Here is a 22245-nt window from a genome sequence, read left to right on the forward strand (position 1 = left end):
CGCAGTGCAGAGGAAAAGTTGTCCTCGACTTCGCCAAATCAGGGAAAAGCAATGTCACTCCTCGTCTGTGCAGTTTTTATCGATGCTAATCGTGCACTGCTGGTTAAGCGCGCGCACCACCGAAAATGGTCTCAGGATCGATGGGATCTGGTGGGCGGTCATGTAGAAAAAGGGGAGGGGCTGGATGTCGCACTCGTCCGCGAATGCCAGGAGGAAGTCGGATTGACACCTCTGGCGTTCAACCACGTCGCGACGCTTTTCGAAGCTGATGATAGAAAACGCAAATCACCATTTCACATCTACGCCGTTCGGCACTGGACGGGTGGGGCAGCCAAATTGCTCGGTCATGAGCATTCGGAGCTTGGCTGGTTTTTAAAAGACGAGCTGGAAGAACTTGAGCTCGCCATGCCGGAGTACAGGGCGGTAATAATCGAAAACCTGAATTGACGTCGAGGATCACGTGCTGACATGGTCTAATCCACCGATCCCTTCGCCCTGAGAGTAGCGTTTCACTCCCGCCGCGAGAAGAAATTCGAAACCCCCGCGTCCAGAAGCTCATCGCCCGGCCACTCACCACCGTTTTTGTCGCCCACAAGCTCACATGTCTCCGCCTCAGCGATATCCGCGATGGTATGGAGATCAACTAAACACCCTAAGGGAGTTCATATTCCAAAGGATTGGACCACCCGCCCGAGATGCCCACTATTCACAGTGGCATGGCTTGGGCGCACAGGCCCTTGCGCTGAACGGGACACCTACAGGTCAAGGCTTGCAGATTGTTAACGGCGGTCCGAAGAGCGACTTGCTAGTTCAGAAAACCTAACTGTCATGAACATCCTACCTCGCCAAACATGAATGATTTGGGCGTGGGACGATAATCGAACTCCGTCGCTGGGCGGATAAGCGGGAAAGAGCTTGACGTTGTCCCGCCGATTAGACAAGCGCCGGCCGAAGGACGGGATTTCGGGAATTCTCGACGCGCAGGCTGCGGACAAAGGGCAGCCGCAGGAGCTTCAACAAAGCGGCCCGAAGGAGAAGCGGGACCGACTGCCCCTGTGGCATGCGCTCCGTTTTTGAACGGGCGGGCGGGGAGCATCGAGGGGTGGGGCAGCAAGGGCTCCCCTCGAACCAGCGTCGTGCCGTTCGATGCGGCGCGACGCTGGTGAACCGTTCGCGGATCTGCAAAGTTGCTGAACATGGCCAAGCGCCGCCAGAACTGACGGCGCCTCTCCATTTCACGTCAGGATTTCAAGGCTGCCATCCGCTCACCGAGCAGCCACAAAGCCTTATTGAGCTTGATGTCCTGGTCGATACCGTTGACGGCGCGAGAACTGACGCGCCGGGGCCTGCCAAGATCGTCGCGGCCGACGCCACGCAAGCCACCCTTGATGGCGTTCTCCTGCACGACGTTCCAGACCGTCCACAGGTCGTTGTCACGATCGTCGTGACGACGAGGAACGAGCAATCTGTCAGCTTTGATCGGCGTTTTGACCTCGCCTTCGGTGTCGCCGAACCGGAGCACGTGGGCGGCGTCTGCCAGAATATCCTTCTCGTCGCGGTTGAGCCGCATTGTCGCCCAGTCCTGAGGAGCCGCGAGCGTGCGTTCAGCCTCTCCGAGCACGCGGTATGTGCCTTCGATGACCTTAGCCTGCACGTCGCCGGAATGACGCACCTTGATTGCATCGATTGTGCCGGTCTGCGTGACAAGAGAATTGAGGCAACGGATGCGAAACAGCCCCGCCATAAGTTCGTAGGCACTGGTGCCGTCATTGGCGTTTTTGAGAAGGATTTCGCAGACGGTATCACCCACATTGTAGATCTTGCCGTAATCGACGCGGCGCATACGGATGAGATGTTTGGTAAAGTCGGCCTTTCCCTCCGTGCGGCTACGCGATTGCTTGGCGCCGACCGGCATAAAACCTTCACGGATCAGACCGCGCAAAACCTCGATTGTTGGAATAGGCATGAAGCGCTCCGAACGGCTTTCGTGAGCGGTCACGGCAAAGATGGATGGAGCAATGCGGCGCATTTCGGTCTCGGTGAGAGCCCGGCCAGTGTCGAAACGTGCGGTCTCGGTATAAACGGTCATGGTGTGTCTCCGCGGTTTTGGTTGCTACCCCGACGGGGTAAGCCCCCTCGGGCGAAGCCACCCCGGTCTGTCCGGGGGAATGGCCTCTCACATTCCCCCGGACAGAGGGGGGAGGGCGAATGCCCGCTCCTCGGCGGTAGGTGTTCGGGTCAAGGGGTCGTGGCGGCAAAAAACGGAAGGTTCGGCCGCAGGCGGAAAGCCGCTTTTTTCCGACGCGACAAGCGGCTATGTCGCGCCCGCCCCTTGAACCGGGTGGCTGGCGATGTCAGGGGCGAAAACATGCAAGTCGGCCCGGGACGGGCCTCCATTCCGGCTGCGTGAGCTGCCGTCAGCCAAACGATCGTCACCGGGATCGGCTGAGACAGCCAGAGGCCGGTTCAGTGCCGCCGCAGGCATAGAGCGCGCTCCGCGATTAGAGCGGATGGCCCAAACCACTAAAAAGATCGCGAGAAATCGAAACAAGGCGCTCCCCGCCTTGCTGGCAAACGTTTTGCGGCCCGACAAATCCCAGTTTAAACTTGCCTCGACACGCATAATGAAGCTCGCTTGACCTTGAGCGCGAGATTGACCGCGCACGAGCTCTCAATCTCCAATGAACATCTGGTTCCGTCTGCGTAGCCAACCGTGTCAGCCCCGGTCACGCGAGCCTGTTTGGGTCGTCGATGGATAAACTTGTTGTAAGTCCGCACTCTTGTTGCAATCGCGCCGCAGCACGCCAACAAGTGGCGTAGACCACGGGCCAGATCCGTCGTCGGCACTTTCCACTTCTCAACGCCGCCATACGTTGCAGACGGGTTCCTCAAGTGATGGTTGATCGATGGCAAGCAGTTTGGGTATCGCAACGCGGGTCCAGTTCTCCGAGGTGAGGCATCTGCTGCCGCAAGACTGCTGGGCTATCAAGAGCGAGCGCGCGGGACGGGAGTTTGAGAACGAAACGGTTCTCATGCTCGAAGGCGACCACAGACTTGCCAGTCTCGATCTCGATGATCCTCTCGGAACCGATGACCACGTCTTTCTTGTCTTCATTCGCGGTGCGCTCACGGTCGACGGAACCATCAGAAACCAAGATACCGAAGGCGCCTCCGGCTTGATCGTCGACGGCAACCTCACGTGCCGAAACGCGGTCGTGGGCGGCCAGCAGATCTATGTCTCTGGAAACTTCAATGTCCAAGACCTGTTCTGGGGCGACTACAATCACGGCGAACTGCTGGTTAAAGGCAACGCCAGCGCCCGCCTGTTCCTTACGACAGAACAGTACAGCTTCTCGATCAGTGGGGTGAGCAACTTCGAACGCTGGATTTTTGACCGAGATGGCGACGAGGGCTGGCGGCTGGACGATCCGGATGCGCTTGGAGATTTCATCGACAGCACCTTCATCACCGATGACGATGACTCCGCGCCGCTGGCGAGAGACGAGATTTTGTCAGCCTTGCGAGCAGGACAAGTTGTCATCCAGGCTCCACAACAGGCAGAAAGCGGCAGCACCGTCCATGATATCTTCCCAGATCAAAACGTCATCCCCGATAACATTCGACGTGTAGCGGCGGCGGATAACCTTGTCGCGGGCGGTGACGACGATGCGCTTGGTAGCCTCGAGTTCTGGTCGGACGACCTGTTCATCCGGCTGATGCTGCTTCCCGACGGCAAGAATGCGCCGGAACGGAAGCTTTATTTCCAGCTCGATGAGAAGATCGCAGTGCTTGTTGGACTGTTCAACAGGCCTCCAACCTTTCTTGGGCGCGTGACTGCGGCGATCAAATCACTGGTTGGCCAACCGCGTGAACAGCATCTTATCAAGCTCTGGCGGAACGTGGAGGATGAGGGGACATGGGCATATCTCGACACATCTGCTCCCGCAGAAGTCCACGACCTCGTGCAACGTGGATGGGATACCGCGATGCAATCGGTTGTCAACCGTCGGCGTGTCCGCAAAGACCTCGATCCTGGCACTCTGCGTGGACTGCTGGCGTTGCCATTGGCTGAACCTTATGACGACTTCTACGACGACGACCGAAACGGATTGTGGGTGGGTAGCCTCTACTGTTCTTTTCGACAGGCCGACGCCAAGCCGGGCGACACCCAAATGTTGCGCGTAACGGCGAGCGAGGATGACACCGATCTCGTGTTCTTCGAGATCGTCCAAATGGCAGATGGCTCGGAATGCGTCTTGATCAAACACATGGATGACCTCGACGAGGAGGAATACACATACCCATGGCTTGCAGGAGGAGACGCTCTCGACACAGCCTTACGCATGTTTGCGGCGGCCAAGCGTAATCTCGAACGTGGTAACAAAGCGCTCTTGCGAGGAGAGCGAGTTGCCGATGATGGTTTCGCCATCAAGCATTGGCGTCATAAGGGCTACCTGAAGTCGCGCGTTCCTTAAAATCAGCCTCCGTGCCTAGGAACATCCAAGCTGCCCTTTTTTTCACTCCCTCTACAATAACAAGGAGAGAGACATTGAAACGCACCGGGTTTTGCTGGAGGCTCCAACTTCTGAGAGAGTGGAGCCGAGTTTGGGAAGCTTGTTCCCTTGGCCGCAAAATCAACCACATTGATGTAAAACGGGCCCTGAAGTGACCGTAAATTGCCGTCACGTTCCAATGGCCCGTAAACTACTGATCAGATGATATCATCCGATCACTGACGGCTGCGCGCCGCCCCTCGAAAGAGCGGAGTGCCTTAGTCCAGCAGTTCAGCCGGTACCTTGCCGCCATTCTCCGACAACTTTTTCAGCAGCGCTTTATGCAGCCAAGTATTCATCGCTGCCGAGCCATCCTTTTCGCCGGGATAGCCAAGTTCGTCAGCGAGCTCCTTCCGTTCGGCAAGGCTTGCATCCATGCCCAGCGCCTTCATCAGATCCACGATGGAGTGTTTCCAGTCGAGCTTTTGGCCGCTCTGTTTCACGGCTGAATCGAGGATCGGCGCAATATCGACGGGCTGTGACGCCGTGCGCGTGTTTGCGGAAGCTGCCGGCGCCGCGCCTGATGTGGCAGGCGTCACGGGCGCCGTTCCGCCGATCGGAGCAGCGGTCGTGGCTGACGGCTCGACCTGCAGCCCGGCCGAAGGTGAAGGCGAAGTGGAAGCCTGTTCCGCCGCAGCTGCAGGATGACCGAAAATTGCGTTCTTGATCTTGCTGAAAATACTCATGAGCGTTCTCCCTGATCATTGTTAAGTTTGTCATGATCAAATGCCTGCCACGGAGATGTGTTCCAAGGAACTATCCTGCTCCCGCGCGAGCCAAACCACCGTGCCACGGTGATTGACGTTTGCAAACGAATCTTACACGTTTCCGGCCATGACAGATCAGGACAACAAGCTGGCCGAACTCGGGCCCATCGCCCGGGAACTCATGAAGCTCGCCGATGAACTGCGAGAATTGGCGGACACACCGCTCTTCAAAGCAGAAGATGTCGCCAATGACGATGCGCCGCCGGCCCGAAAGCTTGCGAGCCAATTGACCTGATCAAATATCCCTCGCAGCTTTGCGACTTGATGGATGACCGTGTCGGGATTAGATCGCGGCATGAACAAATTCGAAAGAGCAGAGCGAAACTACCTCATTGCCGTGCTGAAGCTGGCAGGGGAACCAATTGCCATCATTGCGGATCGCTTCGGCATATCTGTTCAGCATGCCAGCAATGTCGCGCGGGGTAATGCTTGGATGGTGGAAACAAGGGCTGGAAGACAGGTCGCTCCCGGCCTGACCACACGCGCCGCGGTCGCGATCGAGAAAACCCTCGGCATATGGCCATCAGACACCAGTAAGGCTTTCGTCGAGGGCAGCGCAATGATTCTGCTTCGCTCTGAGAATGGGCGCCGGGTCATCATGGAAGACATCGGCAGATGGCTGCAGCTTGAAGCGCAGCCTTCACAGAGCTGAACCGAAGGGCAAGAGAATGATTGTTTCCTGAAACAACAAGAAGATACTAAGGACTACATCTAGTGATTGCGTTTTCCGAGACGAAACAGATCAGCTTTCAATAATTGGTGGGCTTGACTGCGCCCTGAAGAGCGCGAGGTCACGGATAAGATTGCCTGTCGCCGTAAAAGGTTTGGCGCGAAAACGAAGTTCGTTGACAGACAGTTTCTACGCGCCGGAGACGCCGATATGAGCAACAAGGGAAATTGATTGTGCTGGCCGCGTTCAACAAAAACGGTGAATGCGACCTAGTCCCGGCATTTTATCCGCACCAGGCAGAAACAGAGGAAAGAGCGAAGCGTGAAGCTCGCTTGATTGCCGTTCAAGAAGCCGGTGTGTCGCCTGGAGCAGAGAAGCCTACCCGGCCATCGGCGAATAGGGCTTACCTGTCATTATTTTTCAGGCTGGCGAAGTGCCGGACCTTGAATAGGCAGGCAGGATTGCGGAACCAAGTCTTGGTCATTGCATTTTTCGCCGCAGAACGCGGAGATGCAAATGGCCGAAAAGTCTTATACCCTTCCTGAATTTACAGAGGCATACTCTTTGGATGCTAAAGAGGCGGAGCGGATTTTTTCCCTCTCGGGGCCGTCTAGGGCCAACCTAGAAGTGTTTATGAAGGTCTACAAAAAACCTAAAGCGGCAGAACAGTTCTTTTTGGATCCGTACAGCGTTAAACCTGCCACATAAATCGCACCAATGATCGAGATCACCAACCGCAACTACGACATCGCAGCCGCCCGCGCTGCTGGAGAGCGGCTGAGCTCAATCGCGGACAGATATGGACTGCACGTCAACTCGATCGGGCGGATCGCGCAGGATAACGCTATCTACGTCCAGCGCCGCGGTGGTCGCCCTCTGCCAAGCGGCCTTACTGCGAGGGCCGCCGTAAAGATTGAGGATGTCTTGGGGATTTGGCCGACAGCCGCCGACATCCCGGAAGTATCCGACCGGTGGGATAGCATGCTGCGTTGGCCGGTCAGAAAAGCGGTTCTAGCCGAAATCAGGGGATGGGTTCGCGCGAGTAGGTAAGCGGCCGGCTCCTTCTTCTTGCATTTTCGCCCGTGGCTCTTGCACCGCAACTTAAAAACCGATCAGGATAAAAAACTGATGGACCTCTCAGTCCCGCGCCATCCACATCTCAATGGAAGCAATGAAAAAAGCGAGTATGGAGGTGCGGAGAAAGATTATGAGTGCATCGTGCATGAGGCACCTTTTTTACGACGTCGGCCTGACAGCCCTCAGACGCCGACGTTCCACGATTGGAGGTAAGCGTACTTGAGACACGTTGCAGTATGGTCTCTTGTTCATTCCGACAGCGCAGCTTAATGGCTGGATGTATTCATTATCGCCGGTTGAGCAAAAGGGTTTGCGGACCTCTTTTTCTTTTCATGACGAAAAATGCCCCCTGCCACCGGCAGGAGGCGTTTAATAGGATTGCAAGTAATTAGCAGGACGTGCCGACGGTGCCTGCGCCAGGATTGGACTTATCACCAGCGGTGTCAGCTTTGCCAGCCTGTGCTGCGCCCTGCGTGCCGCCTGGAGCGCCACAGTTGGACTGCGAGCTGCCGGCTGTATTACCCTGCGAAGCGCCGGAGTTGCCATTGCCGCCCGCGCCGTTGTCGGTCGATCCGTTGTTCGAAGAGCTGGAATTGCCGCTGTTCGCGCTACCACTATTTGAACCGTCGCCACCCGAACCGCCGCTCGCACCCTGTGCCATAGCTGAGGTTGCCAGACCGACAGAGAGAGCCGCGACTGTGAGAATTTTAATCATCAGGTGTTCCTCTTTGGTATTTTTTTGACCCTGAGAGAACATGTAGACTTACCAATGGTTCCTGCTAAGGAGCAAACAAGAATCCGCCATCTGGTCAGGGCGACCCCGGCGCTTCGACTGCAGACATCACAGAAAACGGCTAGACGAAGATCGAGAGCGATCGTACCCCGCCCATGTACGCCAAAAGTCATGACCAGAAGTATGTCAGGATCCTGAAACACAAAAAGCCGCCGTTTCTGGAGCGGCTCTTCTTTACCAGCCATCAGCCAGCTGATGCTGGCGGCAATCCTCAAGCCTGCGCGCATCCGCTGCACAAGCCCACACGGCGATCGGAAGACGCCAACGCGCAGCCGTCTCACGGATCAGCAGTTCATGCGACTGGCATTTTGCCTCTCCCATGTTCTGCCGGCAAACAAGAATGATGCCAGGCTTTTTGCCCGTTGCGGCAGAGTACGACAGCGCCTGGCCGATCGCCTCGGCCCATTTGTTCGAGTATTCTACCTCGACGGCATATTTCCGCCCGATGCAGTCCGCGCGCGTTCCGTTCGGCAAGGAAACTTCCGTACGCATGCCACGGCACAACATGTCTCTGTAGTCGCTTTCGTACGGGGCAGCGGCGGCAGGAGAGCTCACGGTGACGAGACCCCAAAGAAGGGCAGGAGAGAAGCGTGTTTTCATGCCAATCTTATCGCACCCGAAACTCAAAAACGCAAAAAAGCCGCTCCGTCACCGGAGCGGCTTTCATCATTCTCACTTGCTGCGAATGCTCTCTTTCTCGAGGGAGGCAAGCCCTCTGTTTAGCTCTCTCTTACATATCGCCCGACGAAGCACCTCTCGTCCTGCTTGACTGATTTCCCGTGTCGTCGGCGAATGATGTCTAGCGCCTCGTTAGTCGTGTTCGCCTCGTCGATCTCGAAGCCAGCATCCTCGCGTGCGTCGATAACCGGAAGACGGATCGATGCCTCGTCATCGACAGCCAAAACTCTACGCATTCACTTCTCCCGATCCGTTTAAGCCGTAAGCGCACGATCCAATTCAAAATTACCGCAGTGCGCTCAGCTTCGACCCGTTAAAAAGTAGCTGATCGTTGTATTAGCTGGTCGGGTCGTCTCGGGTCTCCATCGCAAGATCGTGGAGAGCTTGCGTATCTTCGGCATCATACTCTGCTGAAAGTATCACGCTTAGGAATGCAGCTCGCGCGATCTCCTTATTGGAGGCCTTCGGATGCTTTTCCTTCACGGCCTCGATCAGCGCCTTCGGTTTCATCCCCGGAACGGCCAGCTCTCTGATGGTGGCAGCCATCGCCTCGATTTCCTTGAGCTTCTTTTCTCTCATGCGCAATCTCCGTGCGGCAGCCTGGCGTATTCAGTGAATGGTTCGACAATAGCGCGTCCAGATGACGGCCCGTTATCCGCGCATGGGCCGCAGTCTCATGACTTCTATGCGGATGAGATGGGTGGAACGAGTCGCTCCAGCGGGAGTTGGTTTATTCCATCAGGAGGAGACGACCATGGACAACAGAGAACAGCAGAGCCGCGAACGGGCGTATAAACTGTGGGAAGACGAAGGCCGCCCAAAGGGCGCCCACGATGACCATTGGGAGCGCGCGGAAGACCAGCATGCGCTGGTCGAACAGCAATCGGACGACGTGACGAAGGTCAATCAGGAGGCCGATGACAAGTTCGCCAAGGATGACCGGGTTTCTGAGAACGCCGCCGATATCAAGCCACCGTCGGCTGTCAGCCCGGATTGAGGAGGACGCCATGACCGATGTGAAAAAAGGCGACAAGGTGACTTGGGAAACCAGCCAGGGTGAAACCAAGGGAAAGGTCGTCAAGAAACAGACCTCCGACACGAAGATCAAGGGACACACGGTCAGGGCCTCGAAGAACGATCCGCAAGTCATCGTGGAGAGTAGCAAGTCCGGAAAGAGGGCGGCGCATAAACCCGAGGCCCTCAGGAAAGCCTAGCGACCTGTCCGTGCTTTTCGATTTAGAACGCAGCGTCGAGGCGACAGGAGAACCGTGCGCAATCAAATGATGAGCCTATTACTTCACGAGCCTTGACGTTCTGATTGAGCCTGCGACGCAAGGCAATTTGCCGACGCCCTCTCCCGATGACCTCGCAATCCCGATGGTGTCTCCCGTCGATCTGGCAAAGGCCGCGGTCAGGCGCCTGTTAAGTCCTGTCGAGGACATCAGAATCCGATACGTTGAAGGACCGAGCCGCCATACGATGAAGGATGTCGCCGATATCATCTCGAAGCCTGTTGGATTGGCGATCAGCCTCCACCGCATTCCAGGAGACGGAATCGAGCAAAGTTTCAGAGACCTTGGTTTTTACACGTCGACCGCCCGAGCGTATAAAAGCATGACGTTGGCCACAATCGATGCACCAGGGCATCCAAGGGATTTCATCGGCGGCGACATGTCTCTTGGACAGTACCTCGAAACGGTAATCTGAGCGTCGCGCAAATATGGACCGTAAAAGGAGACATCGCCATGCGACTGGCAACATGCAGATGCGCCCGCTTAACCGTTACCTGTGACGGGGAGCCAATGCGGGTTTCGGTGTGCCACTGCCTGGAGTGCCAGCGTCGTACCGGAAGCGCATTTGGTGTCCAAGCTCGGTTCCCAGGAACAGCCGTGACAGTCGAAGGGACTTTCAAAACTTATGAACGCGTAGGCGAGGGAGGACTGTGGGCGAGGTATCACTTTTGTCCCGATTGCGGGTCGACGGTATTCTACGAAAACCAGGACGTTCCTGACGCATTCGCGATCCCGGTCGGTGCCTTCGCAGAGCCAGACTTCCCGCCGCCCACAAGATCGATTTTCGAAAAGCGCAGGCATGAATGGGTTGAGGTCGCCGGGGAAGGAATCGACCGTCAGCCCTGAACCACATCCTGTGGAGAAGTGCATCCGTATATTCGCATTTCCTCATGTCTGAGCTATTAGCTCGTTGCCGCATGGCGGAGGCCTGCACCCTCGGCTCGAAAAGCCACGGGCCTCCAATAACCCCACGCTGAGCCGCTTCCACGCACCCGATTTTGTTGTAGAGCCGCCACACTCCGACATTCTGTCTGTTTCGGCGTCCGCGCACAGGGAACATCAGCATCGACGGGCTGTTCGTAGGGGATCGCCCTCCAGTGATCCGAGGCCACGACATGAAAAGTTCGCAGACCTCACGCATTGTCGATCTCGAAAACATTTCTCTTCACATCGTCGAGGAGGGGCCTCCCGACGGAGAGCCGGTCCTGCTGCTCCATGGTTTTCCAGAATACTGGCGAGCTTGGAGAAACCAGTCATCCACCTTGGCCGAGGCCGGGTTTCGGGTCGTGATGATCGATATGCGCGGGTACGGTCAGAGCAGCGCACCGCCTGATGTTTCCGACTACCGCATCGCCAATCTGGTCGATGACGTGGAGCGACTTGCGTCATATCTCGGGTGGCAGAGCTTCAATATCATTGGCCACGATTGGGGCGGCATAGTTGCGTGGGTCGTCGCTTCTTTCCATCCAATGCGCGTAAAGCGTTTGGTCGTGCTCAATGCGCCACACCTCGATGTCATGGCGGACGTTATGCGCAAGATGCCGTCGCAAATGATCCGAAGTGCTTACATCGCATTCTTCCAGTTGCCGTCGCTTCCGGAGACACTCTTGCGTGCAGGTCGCTTCAAGTTGCTGGCCGATTCCCTGACGAAGACGGCGCGCCCAGGCATCTTTACCGACGATGAGTTGGAGCAGTATCGACAGCAATGGCAGCCCGAGGGTCGCCTGAAGGCGATGCTGAACTACTACCGGGCCCTGGTAAGGGAACCCCGCCCAGCGCTCGGCCGGATCGTGCCCCCGGTCCTTATCTTATGGGGTTGCAAGGATCGCGCCTTGGCTTTCAGGCTTGCCAAGGAAAGCCTGATCCAGTGTGCCAACGGCCGGATGTGCGTACATCGGAGTGCGACGCATTGGGTTCATCTCGAGGAGCCGGAGTGGACGAACGCCCACATCATTCGTTTCCTGGAAGCGGATCACGAACTCGACCGACCCGAACCTGGCCTGTTCGATGAAACCGCGTAGGGCGCACCGCGACTTGGTGCAACCATTTCATGAGACGGCGCGTTCGACCGTCGTGAATGGGAGAACAAGATGGACAAGAAGCTGAACCGCGTTTACAAAGCTTTGATCAAAGGCGCGGCCGATGGACGGGCCGGAACCGATCTCCACGACTTCGTGACGGACAAGTGTCTCAAGACGTCAAGCAAGCGTATCGTGAAGGCCTCACTTATGGCCTTGACCGATCCCGACGTTAGGAAGCGGTATGTGCTCGAAGCAATCTTTGATCTAGCTATCAAATATCGCCTCTCGTCTCTAGGTGTCGAGGAAGACACTGTCGAAGACGACAAGGACGACGGAAAAGCGCCGTCGATATCGAGCGAGCTGAAATCAAAGCTCCACAGTTCGGCCTCAGTTGCGGCGATTGCTGACGGGGTCGCCGAGGCACTGCCTCCGCGCGGCCAAGTCCATTAATCGGGACAGTCGAAGGATGGCGGTAGAAATCGAACGTAAATTCTTGGTCGTAGACAATAGCTGGCGATCCCAAAGCCTCAAGCGTCGCAGCATCTCTGACCACCTCATAGCGCGATTCGAAAACGAGAATGGCAAAGCGCGTGTCCGGATATGTGACGGCGCGGCGATGCTGACCATCAAGGGACCTCGTCGAGGTTTCTCGCGAAACGAGTTCCATGTGGACCTGAAGGAGGAAGACGCTCAGTCGATGGTAGCCGAGTTCGCCTCGGGGCCTGCACTGTCGAAAACCAGACACGACATCGAACACGGAGGCCTTGTCTGGCAAGTCGACGAATTCGGAGGCCACTTGGAGGGTTTGGTAACATGTGAAGTCGAGCTTCCGTCCGAGAACTACTCGTTTGAGAAGCCCTTGTGGGCAGGGAGTGAAATCACCGGTGACACTCGCTACAGTTCGAGCACGCTCGCCGACGTGCTCTCGAGCCGAGACCATGTGGCCTGAGACGGGCAAGGTAACAAAAGGATGAGATCCGGTCGTTGAAAGGATTTTCCGGAGCAGCTCTCCAGTGGGATTTCGCAAACTTCTCTCGGCGAACTGTTCCTGGATTTCTCTCTGCTTCGCCGCGGTGAATGAAGATGTGATGATGCCCTTCGTGCTGTCTGGACAAGAACTCCGCTGATGCGGTTTCGTTCGACACGCGATGGTTCACTTCGGAAAACGGCAGCGATCATTCGCTATCGTAAGCGGTCTCGTCGGCTGAGGATCGAGGTCTTGAATACGGCTTGGCTGCGTCAGTCCTCGAGCGGATCATGACCCCAGTTCATAAGCGAATGCCGCCATGTGGAGCCCTCGACGTCTTTCTTGGGGCCTCCCTGCGCAAGATGGCGGTGGACGTAACCCACCACCTTACGCATGTGAACAAAGTCGTCGTCGGTCAGATCGGTCTTCGACTTTTTCTTGATCTCAACGATCCTACGACCTGAATGATGGCCTACGGTTTCGCCGCCACTACCGTCGGTCCAGCCCGCCGACTTGCTGTCGTCGGTCTTAAGCCACTTTGCCAGTGACGACGGTGTCATGTTTACGGCCTCGCGGAACTCGCCCCATATGTTTTCGCGATCAAGCTCGCTCATACGGCACCGCCTGCGACGGCGTCGGCGGCGGGTAGCTCGATGCGGCCATTTTCCTCGCCGTCCCAATACTCGATAGCCTGAGCGGTGACCTTGATCAGGAGGATGCCGGGCGTGTCGACCCCATCGGGAAACCACCGATCCAGGTCCTTCACCCAGTGTTCTTCAAACAGCGCCTTATCTCGGATCAGACTGGCTTTCCCCTCGACGGCGATGAAAATGCCAGGCTTTCCAAGTATGCTCGGCGGTGCGGTGAATGTCAGGCCGACACCGGTATCGCGGCCGATCTCGCTGACCTTTTCCGTCTCCTCGTAAGAGAAAAACCAGGAGTCGCCGTCGTATTCGACATCTCCGTTATTGCTCATGGGGCGGCTGTTGATCCTACCGGAGCCGCCGTTTGTGTTAAACATACAAAAGTCGATCTTGCTCAGCTTCTTCGAAAGCTCTTCCATCGTCATTGTGGTCATCCGGTTCCTCCTAGAATAAGGTACCATGCTTGAACAGCGAGGACCGGCTGATGTTCCAATCAGCCAATTTTCGTAGGAGCCGATCTCAATGAGGCTACCGTCCGGATCGCGGTAGTACCGATGTGAGCGTTCCCCCCAGAAAAGCGGCGGGCGAATTCCGGTGTGCAGGAAGCATGCAGGAAGCAACTCAGTCATTGCCGCTTAAACACCGATGGTTTTAGCGTGCGTGATGTTGCCAGATCTCCAGAGGGCGAGGTCAGTCAATCAGCAGTTGCAGACATCGGCTCGGCAGGTCAGTGCGTATTCGGGTAATGTACGGTGGCACACAACGGCATTGGTAAAGCCTATCTCAAGGTGCATTCGCAGCGGGAGTCGCGACAGGAGCTGCACCTTCCGGGGCCGGGTCGGCGTCGAATGGCGTCATATACAGCCATGACAAAAACAGTGTCAGGGCGAATGCTGCCACCCCGACTGCCAGCTTTGTTTTGGAAGAGCCTGCCTTTCCTCCCGGTTTTCCCTCCCGTTCATATTCCGTGGTAGGATCGACTGATCCAAACGGGTCCTTTCCTTGTTGTCGCATATGCTGGCTCCTCGTTAGGCTCGTTGTCGATTACTGTGCTCAACTGTAGCCGCCCGCGGCCCGGGCTTTCGCCGCATCTCGCTGGGCATCGGCCGAGGCGTCTGACGTGTCGTGCCCGATACTACTCTCGTCGTTCGAATTGCCATGTCCGGTAGTCCGAGCTGTAAGTTGTCGCGGATCGAAAGATATCAGCGGTTGTGCGCCACTCGAGGACGGCGTTCCCCTCATCGTCGATGACGTTCACGAACTCCGACGTGGCTTCGCCCAACACTGCGTGGCAGGAAGCCCAGAATTCTTTCGCTGCGTTTTCCTCGTCGGATCCGTGCAGGACCAAAGGGGTTGAAAGCTCCGCCTTGTCGGTAAACAGACTCACTATGACATCGACAACTCGGGGTCCCTAAAGTCGATGCAGCGCGTCGATCAAGTCGTGTGTGATCTGAGCCATAGGGTTCCTTTAACTCGTGGGGTTTCTGGTCGCGCCTATCACGATCGGTCGGTGTCGCCATTTCCAAATGTTCTTCGATCCGCATCAAGAGGATTGAACTTGTCTACTGGGGACGGGGCCGAATTTTCTGTATCCGAAGGAGGAGCGGCAGCAGGCCAGTCGTTTGACGGCTCCTGAACCTGTTCGTGTTCCACGGAACCTGTGCTGGTCGGAGGCGAAACGCCGCCATGATGATCGCCGGACCAAGTCTGGGCAGCGCCAGTCGCGTTACCGCCGATTTCTCTTTCAGCGTCGCTCCAGTGCCGAACGTGCTGCCCGTCCGGCTTTCCTTCCGCCTCCCATTTGGCGTGAGCGGCAGCGCGGATTTCATCTTCATTGCTCATGTCGTCCTCCTGTTTCTGTCTGACAGAACCAGCGACTTTGCTGCGAGTTCCGCTCCCAGTCGAGATTCGAAGGCACCAGCGCTGAGCGATTTCCGGGGCGGTGAATAATCAAGGCAGTTTAGCGGTCAGTTAGGATGGTTAGCCCTCATTGGGGTACGGAGTGAGACTCTGTACCTAATCTGCCACAAATCATCGCGACGGACGGCACGACGATGGATTGTTTGTGTCGAAATGATGAATTCTGAGATCTGTCACCTAAGTCCTATGATGGCGCTTGAAGCCTTCCAACCAGGATCCCTGACATGAATAATTTCAAACGAGTTCTTCTGACCTGTGCACTCTCAGCCGCAATGATCAGTGCCGCCAGCGCTGCCGACATGGCTGTCGAAGAGGCTCCGGTCGTGGTGCCGTTGACATCCGGATTCTACATCGGCTCGCTGAGCTCAGTCAGCTTTCTCGATGACACTACATTTACGACGGGCGGCGACGCTATCTCGACGGACTATGACACTGGCTTCTACAGCTCGATCCGCGCAGGTTACAATTTTGGCTCCATGGGCTTCATCTCCCCGCGCGTCGAACTCGAACTCGGTTACGGAAGCGCATCGGTTGACGCCCATTCCGTCAATGGTGCAGGCGTGCCGGGCATCGACTCGTTCGGCGACGCACGATCGTTTCAGGGATACGTCAACGGATACCTCGACATTCCCCTCACGAACGATGGCTTCTTCAGTGCCGTCACGCCATTCGTCGGCGGCGGTGTCGGCTTTATGAACCTGGAATTGCGGAAGCAGGGCGTTGCGGGAGCCGCGACGTACATCGATGATAGCGATACCCAGTTTGCCTACCATCTGGACGCGGGCGTCGGCATCAACTTGCAGGGCATCGGTCTCTTCTCCGACATGTCGTTGTTCGATAACACTACGCTCGATATCGGCTACCGCTTCACGGCGGCCGATGACTTCGACTTCGTAGCACGCGATGGCTCGGCATCCAGCACCGACTTCAGAAGCCATGCGGTGACCTTCGGCCTGCGCAAGCAGTTCTGATGAATTAGCGGGAGGTGTGGCTTTCTAAGCTCCTCCCGCATCCGTTGAACTTGAGGATATCGTCTTGCAAAAAGACTTTGGGCGAAAGTGTCAGATGGCTACAGCGGTCATTGCTGCACTAATCCTCGCGTCCTGCAACCAAGACGACGATATTCTACAAGAAACACAATCTGCTCCGTCAGGACAGAGCACCAATGCGGCCGCGCCGGACGTTGTGGCGATCGAGCGGGCTATGGCTGCGGCCCCGCAGCAGCAAACGAACAGCGTGCCTTGGGCGAGCCCTACGACCGGTAGCGCAGGGGTTTTGAGCTATACTGAAAGCCGCAGCGCCGATGGTCGCACATGCCGTGCCTTTCTCAGCAGCCGTCAATCCTTAGACGGTGGTGACACTTTGAACGGGCAGGCATGCGCTGAAGGCGACGGGCGTTGGCGGGTCAATTCTCTCAACGCGCAATAGGTGCGGCCTACGCGCTTTGAGAAGATCAAGCAGTGCGCGGTTATGCCATCAAAAGATCGGTGGCACCGCGCAGGTCCCGAACTTCCGTATACGGTCGCCAGTCCGGATTGCCATTCTCACCTCTACGGTTAACCCAAATCGCGCGTAGTCCGAGTTCATGACAAGCCTTCATGTCGGTATACATGCCCATGGCTACGTGTACCGTTTCCTCAGGCGTGACACCCATCTGTCTGTATCCGTATTCGAAGATCTCCCTGGAAGGCTTGTAAGAACGAGCCTGCTCTGCTGTGATGACGTAGTCGAACGTCACACCGATACGCTCCACAGTAGGTTTGATCAGATCATCGTCCGAGTTCGTGAAGATCGCCAGCTTGTATCGAGTTTTCAACAGTCGGAGAGCCTCCGGGACATCTCGATGGGGCTCCATGTTCGCGGGCGCCGTCGCCATACGATCCAGCTCATCGCGATTGGCGGCAATCCCCCATTCGCCGAAAGCGTCATCGAAACCAATACGCAAAATATTCTTGAACATCCGATGGGGCTTGTCTGCGGTCAGCCTCTTGCTGTGAATGGAAAACCTCTCAACGATCGACTCGGCCGATACGTCGCTCGCATCGTGGGCATCGAGGATGATTGTTGCTTCCCGTGTCAGTACCTCGTACCAATCAACAAGAGTTCCATAGCAGTCGAAGGTGATGATTTTGGTTTGCGAGCCGAAATCGTTCGACGGACATTCTAGCTGAGCTGACATCGCGGCTTCCTCATACCCTCAGGTCGAAACGGTGACGTGATGCCTAAGGTTCCCGGATGGTCGCCCGGCAACGACGGGCCGGTAGTGCAAAGTTCGCCGCACCGACCAAAGACGATCAAAACTTCTGCGCTAAGATGGTCGGGTCGTCTCGGGTATCCATCGCCAGATCGGGCAGAGATTGCGTATCTTCGGGATCATACTCTGCTAAAAGTATCACGCTTAGGAATGCAACTCCCGCACGATCTCTTTCTTGGAGGCCTTCGGATGCTTTTCCTTCACGGCCTCGATCAGCGCCTTCGGCTTCATCCCCGGACTGCCAGCTCTCTGATCGTGGCAGCCATCGCCTCGATCTCCTGGAGCTTCTTTTCCCTCATGCGCGATCCCCGTGCGACTGCCGTGTGGCAGCCTGGCATATCCAGTGAACGGTTCGACAATAGCGCGTCCAGATTACCGCTCGTTAACTTGTACGCCATACTGGGAGGCACGGGGCATATCGGAAAACAGGTCGTGAGCACGCTTTGCCAGGAATAAGCGGATCATTGCGATCACCCGCGACAAGCTCAAGGCGGAAGAGATCACTACGACATGGTCGAGGGCGTGGCGTTTGACGTCCCGGATCCTCCACCCCACGCGCACTTTCGAAATTCCTTGCTGTTTCAGGCCGAAGTGCCGAGGCACAGTCCCAACGCTTCAATTGGGTGAATAAGTTGTCCGATCTGACGTCTCCTGACACGGTTGGGTGGGGGAGGGCGCATAGCGCCCTCTCTTGGGATCACTTCTCCAGCGGCGGTGAGGCTTTACCGAGCTTGATTGACGGCTCACGTCCCCAGACCCGCAGCTTGCCGAGCTCCAATACAAACCCGGCCAAGCCTTCCTCTCCAGGCAGGGCAATCGTTCCCTCGTCAAGGGAAGCGGCAATTCCGGCCTTCTCGAGCAGCGGGAGCGCGGATGCGTCGTAACCAATGAACTTGCAGTGCTGGAAAGCATCGGCCACAAAATCGCGTGCGGTGGCCTCAATGATCAGATCCTCGACGCCTTCCGGAGAAGTCAGTAACGCGACAGCGTCGAACAAGACAGACGGTCCGCCGTCGATCATGTGGTGGGCTTTGACAAGTTTGCCGTCGGAGGCCACTACACCCCCTACTTTTGGGGCGATCAATTCCGCAACACCTTTGTCGGCAATCACGGCACTTACCAGACCCTTGAGCAGCTTGGCATCGACGCCGTCCGTCACGAGGATACCAAGTTTACGTCCCTCAAAACGCTTGGGGCCGCGCTCGACAATGCTCAGGGCAGGCGAGGGCTCAAGATCTTGACGGGTAGGCATAGCCGCGTCTGCCGGCTTTGGCATCGACTGAATGCCGAGTTTCTGGGCTACGGTTGTTGCAAGTGTCTCATCAATGTTCAGCAGGTGTGACACCATGCGTTCGCGAATGACAGGGTTCTCGACCTTGCTGAGTTCAAATGTCAGAGCCATGGCAATATGCCGTTGTTCAGGCGGGGTCTGACTGATGAAGAACTGCCGCGCTTGACTGTAGTGATCTGCAAAACTCTCAGGACGCAGTCGAACCTTTTGGCCCTGTTCCTCAGATGGGAAATGACGGTATCCACGTGTGGGCGATTCCCTTGGACCCTCGCCACGAGAGTTCGGCTGGTAATTCGTGCGACCCACAGGGTTGCGCATCGCCATATGGCCGTCCTGCTGGAAATTATGAAAAGGACACTTTGGCGCATTGATCGGAAGGTGGGTAAAGTTTGGCCCACCTAGCCGTTTTAGTTGTGTATCAAGATAAGAGAAATTCCGGCCCTGCAGCAGCGGGTCATTGCTGAAATCGATGCCAGGGGGCACGTTCTGGGTCATAAACGCGACTTGCTCGGTCTCGGCGAAAAAGTTATCGGGCATGCGGTCGAGAACCAATCGGCCAATTGGTTGGACTGGCAGGATTTCTTCTGGAATGATTTTCGTTGGATCGAGAATGTCGAAATCGAAATTATCGGCAAATTCCTGGTCGAAAAGCTGAACGCAAAGCTCCCATTCCGGAAAATTGCCCGATTGGATTGATTGCCAAAGATCACGACGGTGAAAGTCCGGGTCAGCGCCATTGATCTTGACGGCCTCGTTCCATGCGACAGACTGGAGACCAAGCTTCGGCTTCCAGTGGAATTTGACGAATGTGGATTCATCCTTGGCGTTGACGAAGCGGAAGGTGTGGACGCCGAAGCCTTCCATAAACCGGAATGAGCGAGGGATCGTGCGGTCTGACATGATCCACATGACCATGTTCATGCTTTCGGGCGTCAGGCTGATGAAGTCCCAAAAATTGTCATGGGCAGTCTGAGCCTGTGGAAATGCCCGATCCGGCTCCTGTTTCGCAGCATGGATGATGTCAGGAAACTTGATTGCGTCCTGAATGAAGAACACCGGAATATTGTTGCCGACGAGGTCCCAGTTTCCTTCCTGTGTATACATCTTCACGGCAAAACCGCGGACATCGCGGGCGAGGTCGGCTGACCCCTTGTTGCCGGCGACGGTCGAGAAGCGGACGAAAACGGGGGTTTTTTCCCCTGCGCGCTGAAAAATATCGGCACGAGTATAGGCAGCAAGAGATTCGTAGGTTTCGAAGAAGCCGTGGGCACCGTAGCCGCGTGCGTGAACAACCCGTTCAGGAATGCGTTCATGGTCGAAATGGAACATCTTCTCCCGGTAATGGAAGTCGTCCATTAAGGCCGGACCGCGCGCGCCTACCCGCAGAGTGTTTTGATCGTCTGAAACTGGCCCGCCCTGCGCCGTCGTGAGAATGTCGTGGCCATCCTCCGCGATCTGGTGCAGTTCACCGCCCTGACCCCGATGGAGCTGCTGATCGTGAATAGTGACAGTTTCGAGCGAAGCAGAAGGATTGGCGGCTGTTGAACTTTTTGGCGTCGTCGACTTCTTGGCCATTGTTCTCTCCTGGAACGGTTAAGATGAGAAAAAGCCGCCCGTAAGGCGGCCTTGCTGGAAAAGAGAGCAGGTCAAGCGCAAGAGACGTCTGTAAGATCGGCCAGAGTCTCGGATGCGGCCATGACAAGCCCCCGCTTGACGAACAGTGAGAGAACTCCACAGCTTCACGGAATGTTCCGGAAAAAGTGATAGATGCTAGTCTGCCAAGTCTTCTCGCTTCATGCGGGCTCTTATCCCACCGTCTACCCCCATGCCGTCGAGAATGGGGTGATAGATTGCGCCAGTGTGGGACGCTTTGTCGTCGCCTCGCTCAGATTCCTTTTTCGCGATATCTGCAGACATCCGCTCCGTTAGGTCCGGCATCAAATGATGCGACATGTCGGAGGCTTTCGCCTTCCATCCGACTGGACGCTCTTCTTTTGGTGTGAGGCAGGATCTTACGATAGCATCGACGACAATTTCAGGGTCGTCCATCATCGCCATACGTGGCTCGTGGCCGGTATAGTTGGCGGCATGGGTCCACCACGGCGTGTCGACCGCCCACGGCATGATCGTGCCGACTTTAATGTCGTCCAATCCTGCCAACCGCAGCTCCTCATTGAGCGATCGGCTTAGGCTGAGCACGCCGGCTTTTGTCGCCGCGTAAGTGTTTTGAAGAGCGAGCGGGACCTCGCTGTCGATCGAGCCAGTATTGATCAAGGTGCCATATCCCTGTTCAGCGAACTGGCGAAGGGCAGCATGTGCTCCATAGATCAGACCTTTCAGATTGACGTCCACGAGACGGGAGTGATCCTCGATCGGAATATCCCAGAAATAGCCGATCGCCCCGATACCGACATTATTGATCCAGACATCGATGCTCCCGAACCGAGCGATAGCTGCCTCAGCGATAGCCGAAACCTGCGCAGGATCAGAGACGTCTGCCTCTACCGCAAGGGCGCTCCCGCCTCGGCTACCGATCTCAGAGACCATCTCATCGAGCATGGACTTGCGCCGTGCAGCGATAACGACAGACGCGCCTTCCGCGGCCAGTTTGATGGCTGCACCCCGGCCGAAGCCACTGGAGGCTCCAACGACTACCACTACCAGATTACGCAAACTGTCAGGACGAGCGCTCATATCAGATCTCCTTTGGTTTCTGGTTAGAAGGCCGAGCAGACCAGGATGTTCCATCCGCCTCCATCTGGATGATTAAGTCGAGGGCGCTAAGTCTCTGACGAAGTAGGGAGGACCTCATGGAAAGACCGCAAATTCGATCGGATGGGCTCCAACTTAATGAACATCGTCAATTTCAGGAGCGGTTCTGGAAATTCGAGCGTGTCGCCTGGATCGCCTTTGCTGTCGTTACAGTCAGCGCGCTCTTGGGTTTAACCGGAGGAGGAGGGCCTTTGGCTACTGTGTCGATTGAAAGTGCGGATGCGCTTATATCGTATCCCCGGGTGGCACGGTGGGAGACTGCAGACGAACTACAGATCGCCTTACAGCCGCGAGCTGGCGCTACCGAGCGAAGAGTGATGCTTGCGCCTGAGTTCGCAAAAAGTTTTCAGCTGGAAGATGTACAGCCGCGACCCAGCAAGAGCACAGTCAGCGACCTGGGCCAGATCCTTGTCTTCGACAATCCTGACACGCAGGGCGGCCAGATAACCATGCATATCCGGGCGCAATCTGTCGGGCGAAGGTCTTTCACCATCACTATAGACGGCGGTATGCCAAACGCTCTCACGACTTACGTCTTACCCTGAG

The 22245-nt window shown here is 56.5% G+C and carries 28 protein-coding genes; 15 read left to right on the forward strand and 13 right to left on the reverse strand.

Annotated features, from left to right (window positions below):
• Window positions 1–51: 51 nt before the first annotated feature.
• Complete coding sequence (locus GAO09_RS10665) at window positions 52–447, forward strand: NUDIX hydrolase (protein WP_153353995.1); 396 nt, start codon at window positions 52–54, stop codon at window positions 445–447.
• A gap of 793 nt (window positions 448–1240) precedes the next feature.
• Here GAO09_RS10665 and GAO09_RS10670 read toward each other — a convergent pair.
• Window positions 1241–2089, reverse strand: coding sequence for a DUF932 domain-containing protein (locus GAO09_RS10670; RefSeq protein ID WP_153353996.1), 849 nt, complete (start codon window positions 2087–2089; stop codon window positions 1241–1243).
• Window positions 2090–2906: 817 nt separating this feature from the next.
• Here GAO09_RS10670 and GAO09_RS10675 point away from each other — a divergent pair.
• A complete protein-coding gene (locus GAO09_RS10675) occupies window positions 2907–4475 on the forward strand; it encodes a hypothetical protein (RefSeq protein WP_153353997.1) in 1569 nt (522 codons plus the stop codon).
• Window positions 4476–4771: 296 nt separating this feature from the next.
• Here the strand turns inward: GAO09_RS10675 and GAO09_RS10680 are convergent, their stop codons facing one another.
• Window positions 4772–5239, reverse strand: a complete 468-nt coding sequence (locus tag GAO09_RS10680) for a DUF3597 domain-containing protein (protein ID WP_153353998.1) — start codon at window positions 5237–5239, stop codon at window positions 4772–4774.
• A gap of 148 nt (window positions 5240–5387) precedes the next feature.
• Between GAO09_RS10680 and GAO09_RS10685 the strand changes: the two genes are divergently transcribed.
• From GAO09_RS10685 to GAO09_RS10695, 3 genes are all read left to right on the forward strand, one after another.
• Entirely contained in the window at window positions 5388–5555 is a 168-nt protein-coding gene (locus GAO09_RS10685; RefSeq protein WP_153353999.1) for a hypothetical protein, read from the forward strand.
• A gap of 60 nt (window positions 5556–5615) precedes the next feature.
• Window positions 5616–5972, forward strand: coding sequence for a hypothetical protein (locus GAO09_RS10690; RefSeq protein ID WP_153354000.1), 357 nt, complete (start codon window positions 5616–5618; stop codon window positions 5970–5972).
• Between the two features lie 534 nt (window positions 5973–6506).
• Window positions 6507–6698, forward strand: coding sequence for a hypothetical protein (locus GAO09_RS10695; protein WP_153354001.1), 192 nt, complete (start codon window positions 6507–6509; stop codon window positions 6696–6698).
• Between the two features lie 757 nt (window positions 6699–7455).
• On the opposite strand, the gene GAO09_RS10700 is transcribed toward GAO09_RS10695, so the two are convergent.
• The 4 genes from GAO09_RS10700 to GAO09_RS10715 all read right to left on the reverse strand — a co-directional run bounded on the left by GAO09_RS10700 (window position 7456) and on the right by GAO09_RS10715 (window position 9117).
• A complete protein-coding gene (locus GAO09_RS10700) occupies window positions 7456–7782 on the reverse strand; it encodes an oxidoreductase (protein WP_153354002.1) in 327 nt (108 codons plus the stop codon).
• A gap of 252 nt (window positions 7783–8034) precedes the next feature.
• Window positions 8035–8460: a hypothetical protein gene (locus GAO09_RS10705; RefSeq protein WP_153354003.1), complete on the reverse strand. Its 426-nt coding sequence runs from the start codon at window positions 8458–8460 to the stop codon at window positions 8035–8037.
• A gap of 119 nt (window positions 8461–8579) precedes the next feature.
• Window positions 8580–8774 (reverse strand): response regulator, encoded by a 195-nt coding sequence (locus GAO09_RS10710; RefSeq protein WP_153354004.1) that lies wholly within the window; start codon window positions 8772–8774, stop codon window positions 8580–8582.
• A 100-nt stretch (window positions 8775–8874) separates the two neighbouring features.
• The gene (locus GAO09_RS10715; protein WP_153354005.1) at window positions 8875–9117 is read right to left on the reverse strand and encodes a hypothetical protein; all 243 of its coding nucleotides are present in this window, start codon (window positions 9115–9117) and stop codon (window positions 8875–8877) included.
• A gap of 175 nt (window positions 9118–9292) precedes the next feature.
• Between GAO09_RS10715 and GAO09_RS10720 the strand changes: the two genes are divergently transcribed.
• The 7 genes from GAO09_RS10720 (at window position 9293) to GAO09_RS10750 (ending at window position 12800) form a co-directional block, all read left to right on the forward strand.
• Entirely contained in the window at window positions 9293–9535 is a 243-nt protein-coding gene (locus GAO09_RS10720; protein WP_153354006.1) for a DUF2934 domain-containing protein, read from the forward strand.
• 10 nt (window positions 9536–9545) lie between these two features.
• The gene (locus GAO09_RS10725; protein ID WP_153354007.1) at window positions 9546–9752 is read left to right on the forward strand and encodes a hypervirulence associated TUDOR domain-containing protein; all 207 of its coding nucleotides are present in this window, start codon (window positions 9546–9548) and stop codon (window positions 9750–9752) included.
• Between the two features lie 265 nt (window positions 9753–10017).
• Window positions 10018–10245, forward strand: coding sequence for a hypothetical protein (locus GAO09_RS10730; RefSeq protein WP_153354008.1), 228 nt, complete (start codon window positions 10018–10020; stop codon window positions 10243–10245).
• Window positions 10246–10283: 38 nt separating this feature from the next.
• Window positions 10284–10676, forward strand: coding sequence for a GFA family protein (locus GAO09_RS10735; RefSeq protein ID WP_153354009.1), 393 nt, complete (start codon window positions 10284–10286; stop codon window positions 10674–10676).
• 269 nt (window positions 10677–10945) lie between these two features.
• The gene (locus GAO09_RS10740) at window positions 10946–11851 is read left to right on the forward strand and encodes an alpha/beta fold hydrolase (protein WP_153354010.1); all 906 of its coding nucleotides are present in this window, start codon (window positions 10946–10948) and stop codon (window positions 11849–11851) included.
• Window positions 11852–11920: 69 nt separating this feature from the next.
• A complete protein-coding gene (locus GAO09_RS10745) occupies window positions 11921–12301 on the forward strand; it encodes a hypothetical protein (protein ID WP_209018687.1) in 381 nt (126 codons plus the stop codon).
• Window positions 12302–12317: 16 nt separating this feature from the next.
• A complete protein-coding gene (locus GAO09_RS10750) occupies window positions 12318–12800 on the forward strand; it encodes a CYTH domain-containing protein (RefSeq protein ID WP_153354011.1) in 483 nt (160 codons plus the stop codon).
• Window positions 12801–13090: 290 nt separating this feature from the next.
• Here GAO09_RS10750 and GAO09_RS10755 read toward each other — a convergent pair whose 3' ends face one another.
• The 4 genes from GAO09_RS10755 to GAO09_RS10765 form a co-directional block, all read right to left on the reverse strand.
• Complete coding sequence (locus tag GAO09_RS10755) at window positions 13091–13432, reverse strand: DUF3140 domain-containing protein (RefSeq protein ID WP_153354012.1); 342 nt, start codon at window positions 13430–13432, stop codon at window positions 13091–13093.
• Window positions 13429–13896, reverse strand: a complete 468-nt coding sequence (locus GAO09_RS10760) for a pyridoxamine 5'-phosphate oxidase family protein (RefSeq protein ID WP_153354013.1) — start codon at window positions 13894–13896, stop codon at window positions 13429–13431. Before GAO09_RS10760 ends, GAO09_RS10755 begins: the two co-directional genes overlap by 4 nt.
• Window positions 13897–14597: 701 nt before the next feature.
• A complete protein-coding gene (locus GAO09_RS30505; RefSeq protein WP_420796152.1) occupies window positions 14598–14849 on the reverse strand; it encodes a nuclear transport factor 2 family protein in 252 nt (83 codons plus the stop codon).
• Between the two features lie 110 nt (window positions 14850–14959).
• A complete protein-coding gene (locus GAO09_RS10765) occupies window positions 14960–15304 on the reverse strand; it encodes a DUF2934 domain-containing protein (RefSeq protein ID WP_153354014.1) in 345 nt (114 codons plus the stop codon).
• 302 nt (window positions 15305–15606) lie between these two features.
• Between GAO09_RS10765 and GAO09_RS10770 the strand changes: the two genes are divergently transcribed.
• A complete protein-coding gene (locus GAO09_RS10770; RefSeq protein WP_153354015.1) occupies window positions 15607–16353 on the forward strand; it encodes an outer membrane protein in 747 nt (248 codons plus the stop codon).
• Window positions 16354–16447: 94 nt separating this feature from the next.
• A complete protein-coding gene (locus GAO09_RS30510; protein WP_420796154.1) occupies window positions 16448–16810 on the forward strand; it encodes an RT0821/Lpp0805 family surface protein in 363 nt (120 codons plus the stop codon).
• 40 nt (window positions 16811–16850) lie between these two features.
• On the opposite strand, the gene GAO09_RS10780 is transcribed toward GAO09_RS30510, so the two are convergent.
• The 3 genes from GAO09_RS10780 to GAO09_RS10790 form a co-directional block, all read right to left on the reverse strand.
• Entirely contained in the window at window positions 16851–17561 is a 711-nt protein-coding gene (locus GAO09_RS10780) for a haloacid dehalogenase type II (protein ID WP_153354017.1), read from the reverse strand.
• Window positions 17562–18333: 772 nt separating this feature from the next.
• Complete coding sequence (gene katE, locus GAO09_RS10785; RefSeq protein WP_153354018.1) at window positions 18334–20502, reverse strand: catalase; 2169 nt, start codon at window positions 20500–20502, stop codon at window positions 18334–18336.
• A 195-nt stretch (window positions 20503–20697) separates the two neighbouring features.
• Entirely contained in the window at window positions 20698–21621 is a 924-nt protein-coding gene (locus GAO09_RS10790) for an SDR family NAD(P)-dependent oxidoreductase (RefSeq protein WP_153354019.1), read from the reverse strand.
• Window positions 21622–21737: 116 nt separating this feature from the next.
• On the opposite strand from GAO09_RS10790, the gene GAO09_RS10795 reads away from it, so the two are divergent.
• Window positions 21738–22244 (forward strand): hypothetical protein, encoded by a 507-nt coding sequence (locus GAO09_RS10795; protein ID WP_153354020.1) that lies wholly within the window; start codon window positions 21738–21740, stop codon window positions 22242–22244.
• Window position 22245 lies beyond the last annotated feature (1 nt).

Source organism: Endobacterium cereale (genome assembly GCF_009617585.1).
Taxonomy (GTDB): domain Bacteria; phylum Pseudomonadota; class Alphaproteobacteria; order Rhizobiales; family Rhizobiaceae; genus Neorhizobium; species Neorhizobium cereale.

Excerpts from the sequence above, each read along its gene's own strand:
- GAO09_RS10665 (WP_153353995.1), top strand. The coding sequence starts at position 52 with ATGTCACTCCTCGTCTGTGCAGTTTTTATCGATGCTAATCGTGCACTG.
- GAO09_RS10670 (WP_153353996.1), bottom strand. The coding sequence starts at position 2,089 with ATGACCGTTTATACCGAGACCGCACGTTTCGACACTGGCCGGGCTCTC.
- GAO09_RS10675 (WP_153353997.1), top strand. The coding sequence starts at position 2,907 with ATGGCAAGCAGTTTGGGTATCGCAACGCGGGTCCAGTTCTCCGAGGTG.
- GAO09_RS10680 (WP_153353998.1), bottom strand. The coding sequence starts at position 5,239 with ATGAGTATTTTCAGCAAGATCAAGAACGCAATTTTCGGTCATCCTGCA.
- GAO09_RS10685 (WP_153353999.1), top strand. The coding sequence starts at position 5,388 with ATGACAGATCAGGACAACAAGCTGGCCGAACTCGGGCCCATCGCCCGG.
- GAO09_RS10690 (WP_153354000.1), top strand. The coding sequence starts at position 5,616 with ATGAACAAATTCGAAAGAGCAGAGCGAAACTACCTCATTGCCGTGCTG.
- GAO09_RS10695 (WP_153354001.1), top strand. The coding sequence starts at position 6,507 with ATGGCCGAAAAGTCTTATACCCTTCCTGAATTTACAGAGGCATACTCT.
- GAO09_RS10700 (WP_153354002.1), bottom strand. The coding sequence starts at position 7,782 with ATGATTAAAATTCTCACAGTCGCGGCTCTCTCTGTCGGTCTGGCAACC.
- GAO09_RS10705 (WP_153354003.1), bottom strand. The coding sequence starts at position 8,460 with ATGAAAACACGCTTCTCTCCTGCCCTTCTTTGGGGTCTCGTCACCGTG.
- GAO09_RS10710 (WP_153354004.1), bottom strand. The coding sequence starts at position 8,774 with ATGCGTAGAGTTTTGGCTGTCGATGACGAGGCATCGATCCGTCTTCCG.
- GAO09_RS10715 (WP_153354005.1), bottom strand. The coding sequence starts at position 9,117 with ATGAGAGAAAAGAAGCTCAAGGAAATCGAGGCGATGGCTGCCACCATC.
- GAO09_RS10720 (WP_153354006.1), top strand. The coding sequence starts at position 9,293 with ATGGACAACAGAGAACAGCAGAGCCGCGAACGGGCGTATAAACTGTGG.
- GAO09_RS10725 (WP_153354007.1), top strand. The coding sequence starts at position 9,546 with ATGACCGATGTGAAAAAAGGCGACAAGGTGACTTGGGAAACCAGCCAG.
- GAO09_RS10730 (WP_153354008.1), top strand. The coding sequence starts at position 10,018 with ATGAAGGATGTCGCCGATATCATCTCGAAGCCTGTTGGATTGGCGATC.
- GAO09_RS10735 (WP_153354009.1), top strand. The coding sequence starts at position 10,284 with ATGCGACTGGCAACATGCAGATGCGCCCGCTTAACCGTTACCTGTGAC.
- GAO09_RS10740 (WP_153354010.1), top strand. The coding sequence starts at position 10,946 with ATGAAAAGTTCGCAGACCTCACGCATTGTCGATCTCGAAAACATTTCT.
- GAO09_RS10745 (WP_209018687.1), top strand. The coding sequence starts at position 11,921 with ATGGACAAGAAGCTGAACCGCGTTTACAAAGCTTTGATCAAAGGCGCG.
- GAO09_RS10750 (WP_153354011.1), top strand. The coding sequence starts at position 12,318 with ATGGCGGTAGAAATCGAACGTAAATTCTTGGTCGTAGACAATAGCTGG.
- GAO09_RS10755 (WP_153354012.1), bottom strand. The coding sequence starts at position 13,432 with ATGAGCGAGCTTGATCGCGAAAACATATGGGGCGAGTTCCGCGAGGCC.
- GAO09_RS10760 (WP_153354013.1), bottom strand. The coding sequence starts at position 13,896 with ATGACCACAATGACGATGGAAGAGCTTTCGAAGAAGCTGAGCAAGATC.
- GAO09_RS10765 (WP_153354014.1), bottom strand. The coding sequence starts at position 15,304 with ATGAGCAATGAAGATGAAATCCGCGCTGCCGCTCACGCCAAATGGGAG.
- GAO09_RS10770 (WP_153354015.1), top strand. The coding sequence starts at position 15,607 with ATGAATAATTTCAAACGAGTTCTTCTGACCTGTGCACTCTCAGCCGCA.
- GAO09_RS30510 (WP_420796154.1), top strand. The coding sequence starts at position 16,448 with ATGGCTACAGCGGTCATTGCTGCACTAATCCTCGCGTCCTGCAACCAA.
- GAO09_RS10780 (WP_153354017.1), bottom strand. The coding sequence starts at position 17,561 with ATGTCAGCTCAGCTAGAATGTCCGTCGAACGATTTCGGCTCGCAAACC.
- katE (WP_153354018.1), bottom strand. The coding sequence starts at position 20,502 with ATGGCCAAGAAGTCGACGACGCCAAAAAGTTCAACAGCCGCCAATCCT.
- GAO09_RS10790 (WP_153354019.1), bottom strand. The coding sequence starts at position 21,621 with ATGAGCGCTCGTCCTGACAGTTTGCGTAATCTGGTAGTGGTAGTCGTT.
- GAO09_RS10795 (WP_153354020.1), top strand. The coding sequence starts at position 21,738 with ATGGAAAGACCGCAAATTCGATCGGATGGGCTCCAACTTAATGAACAT.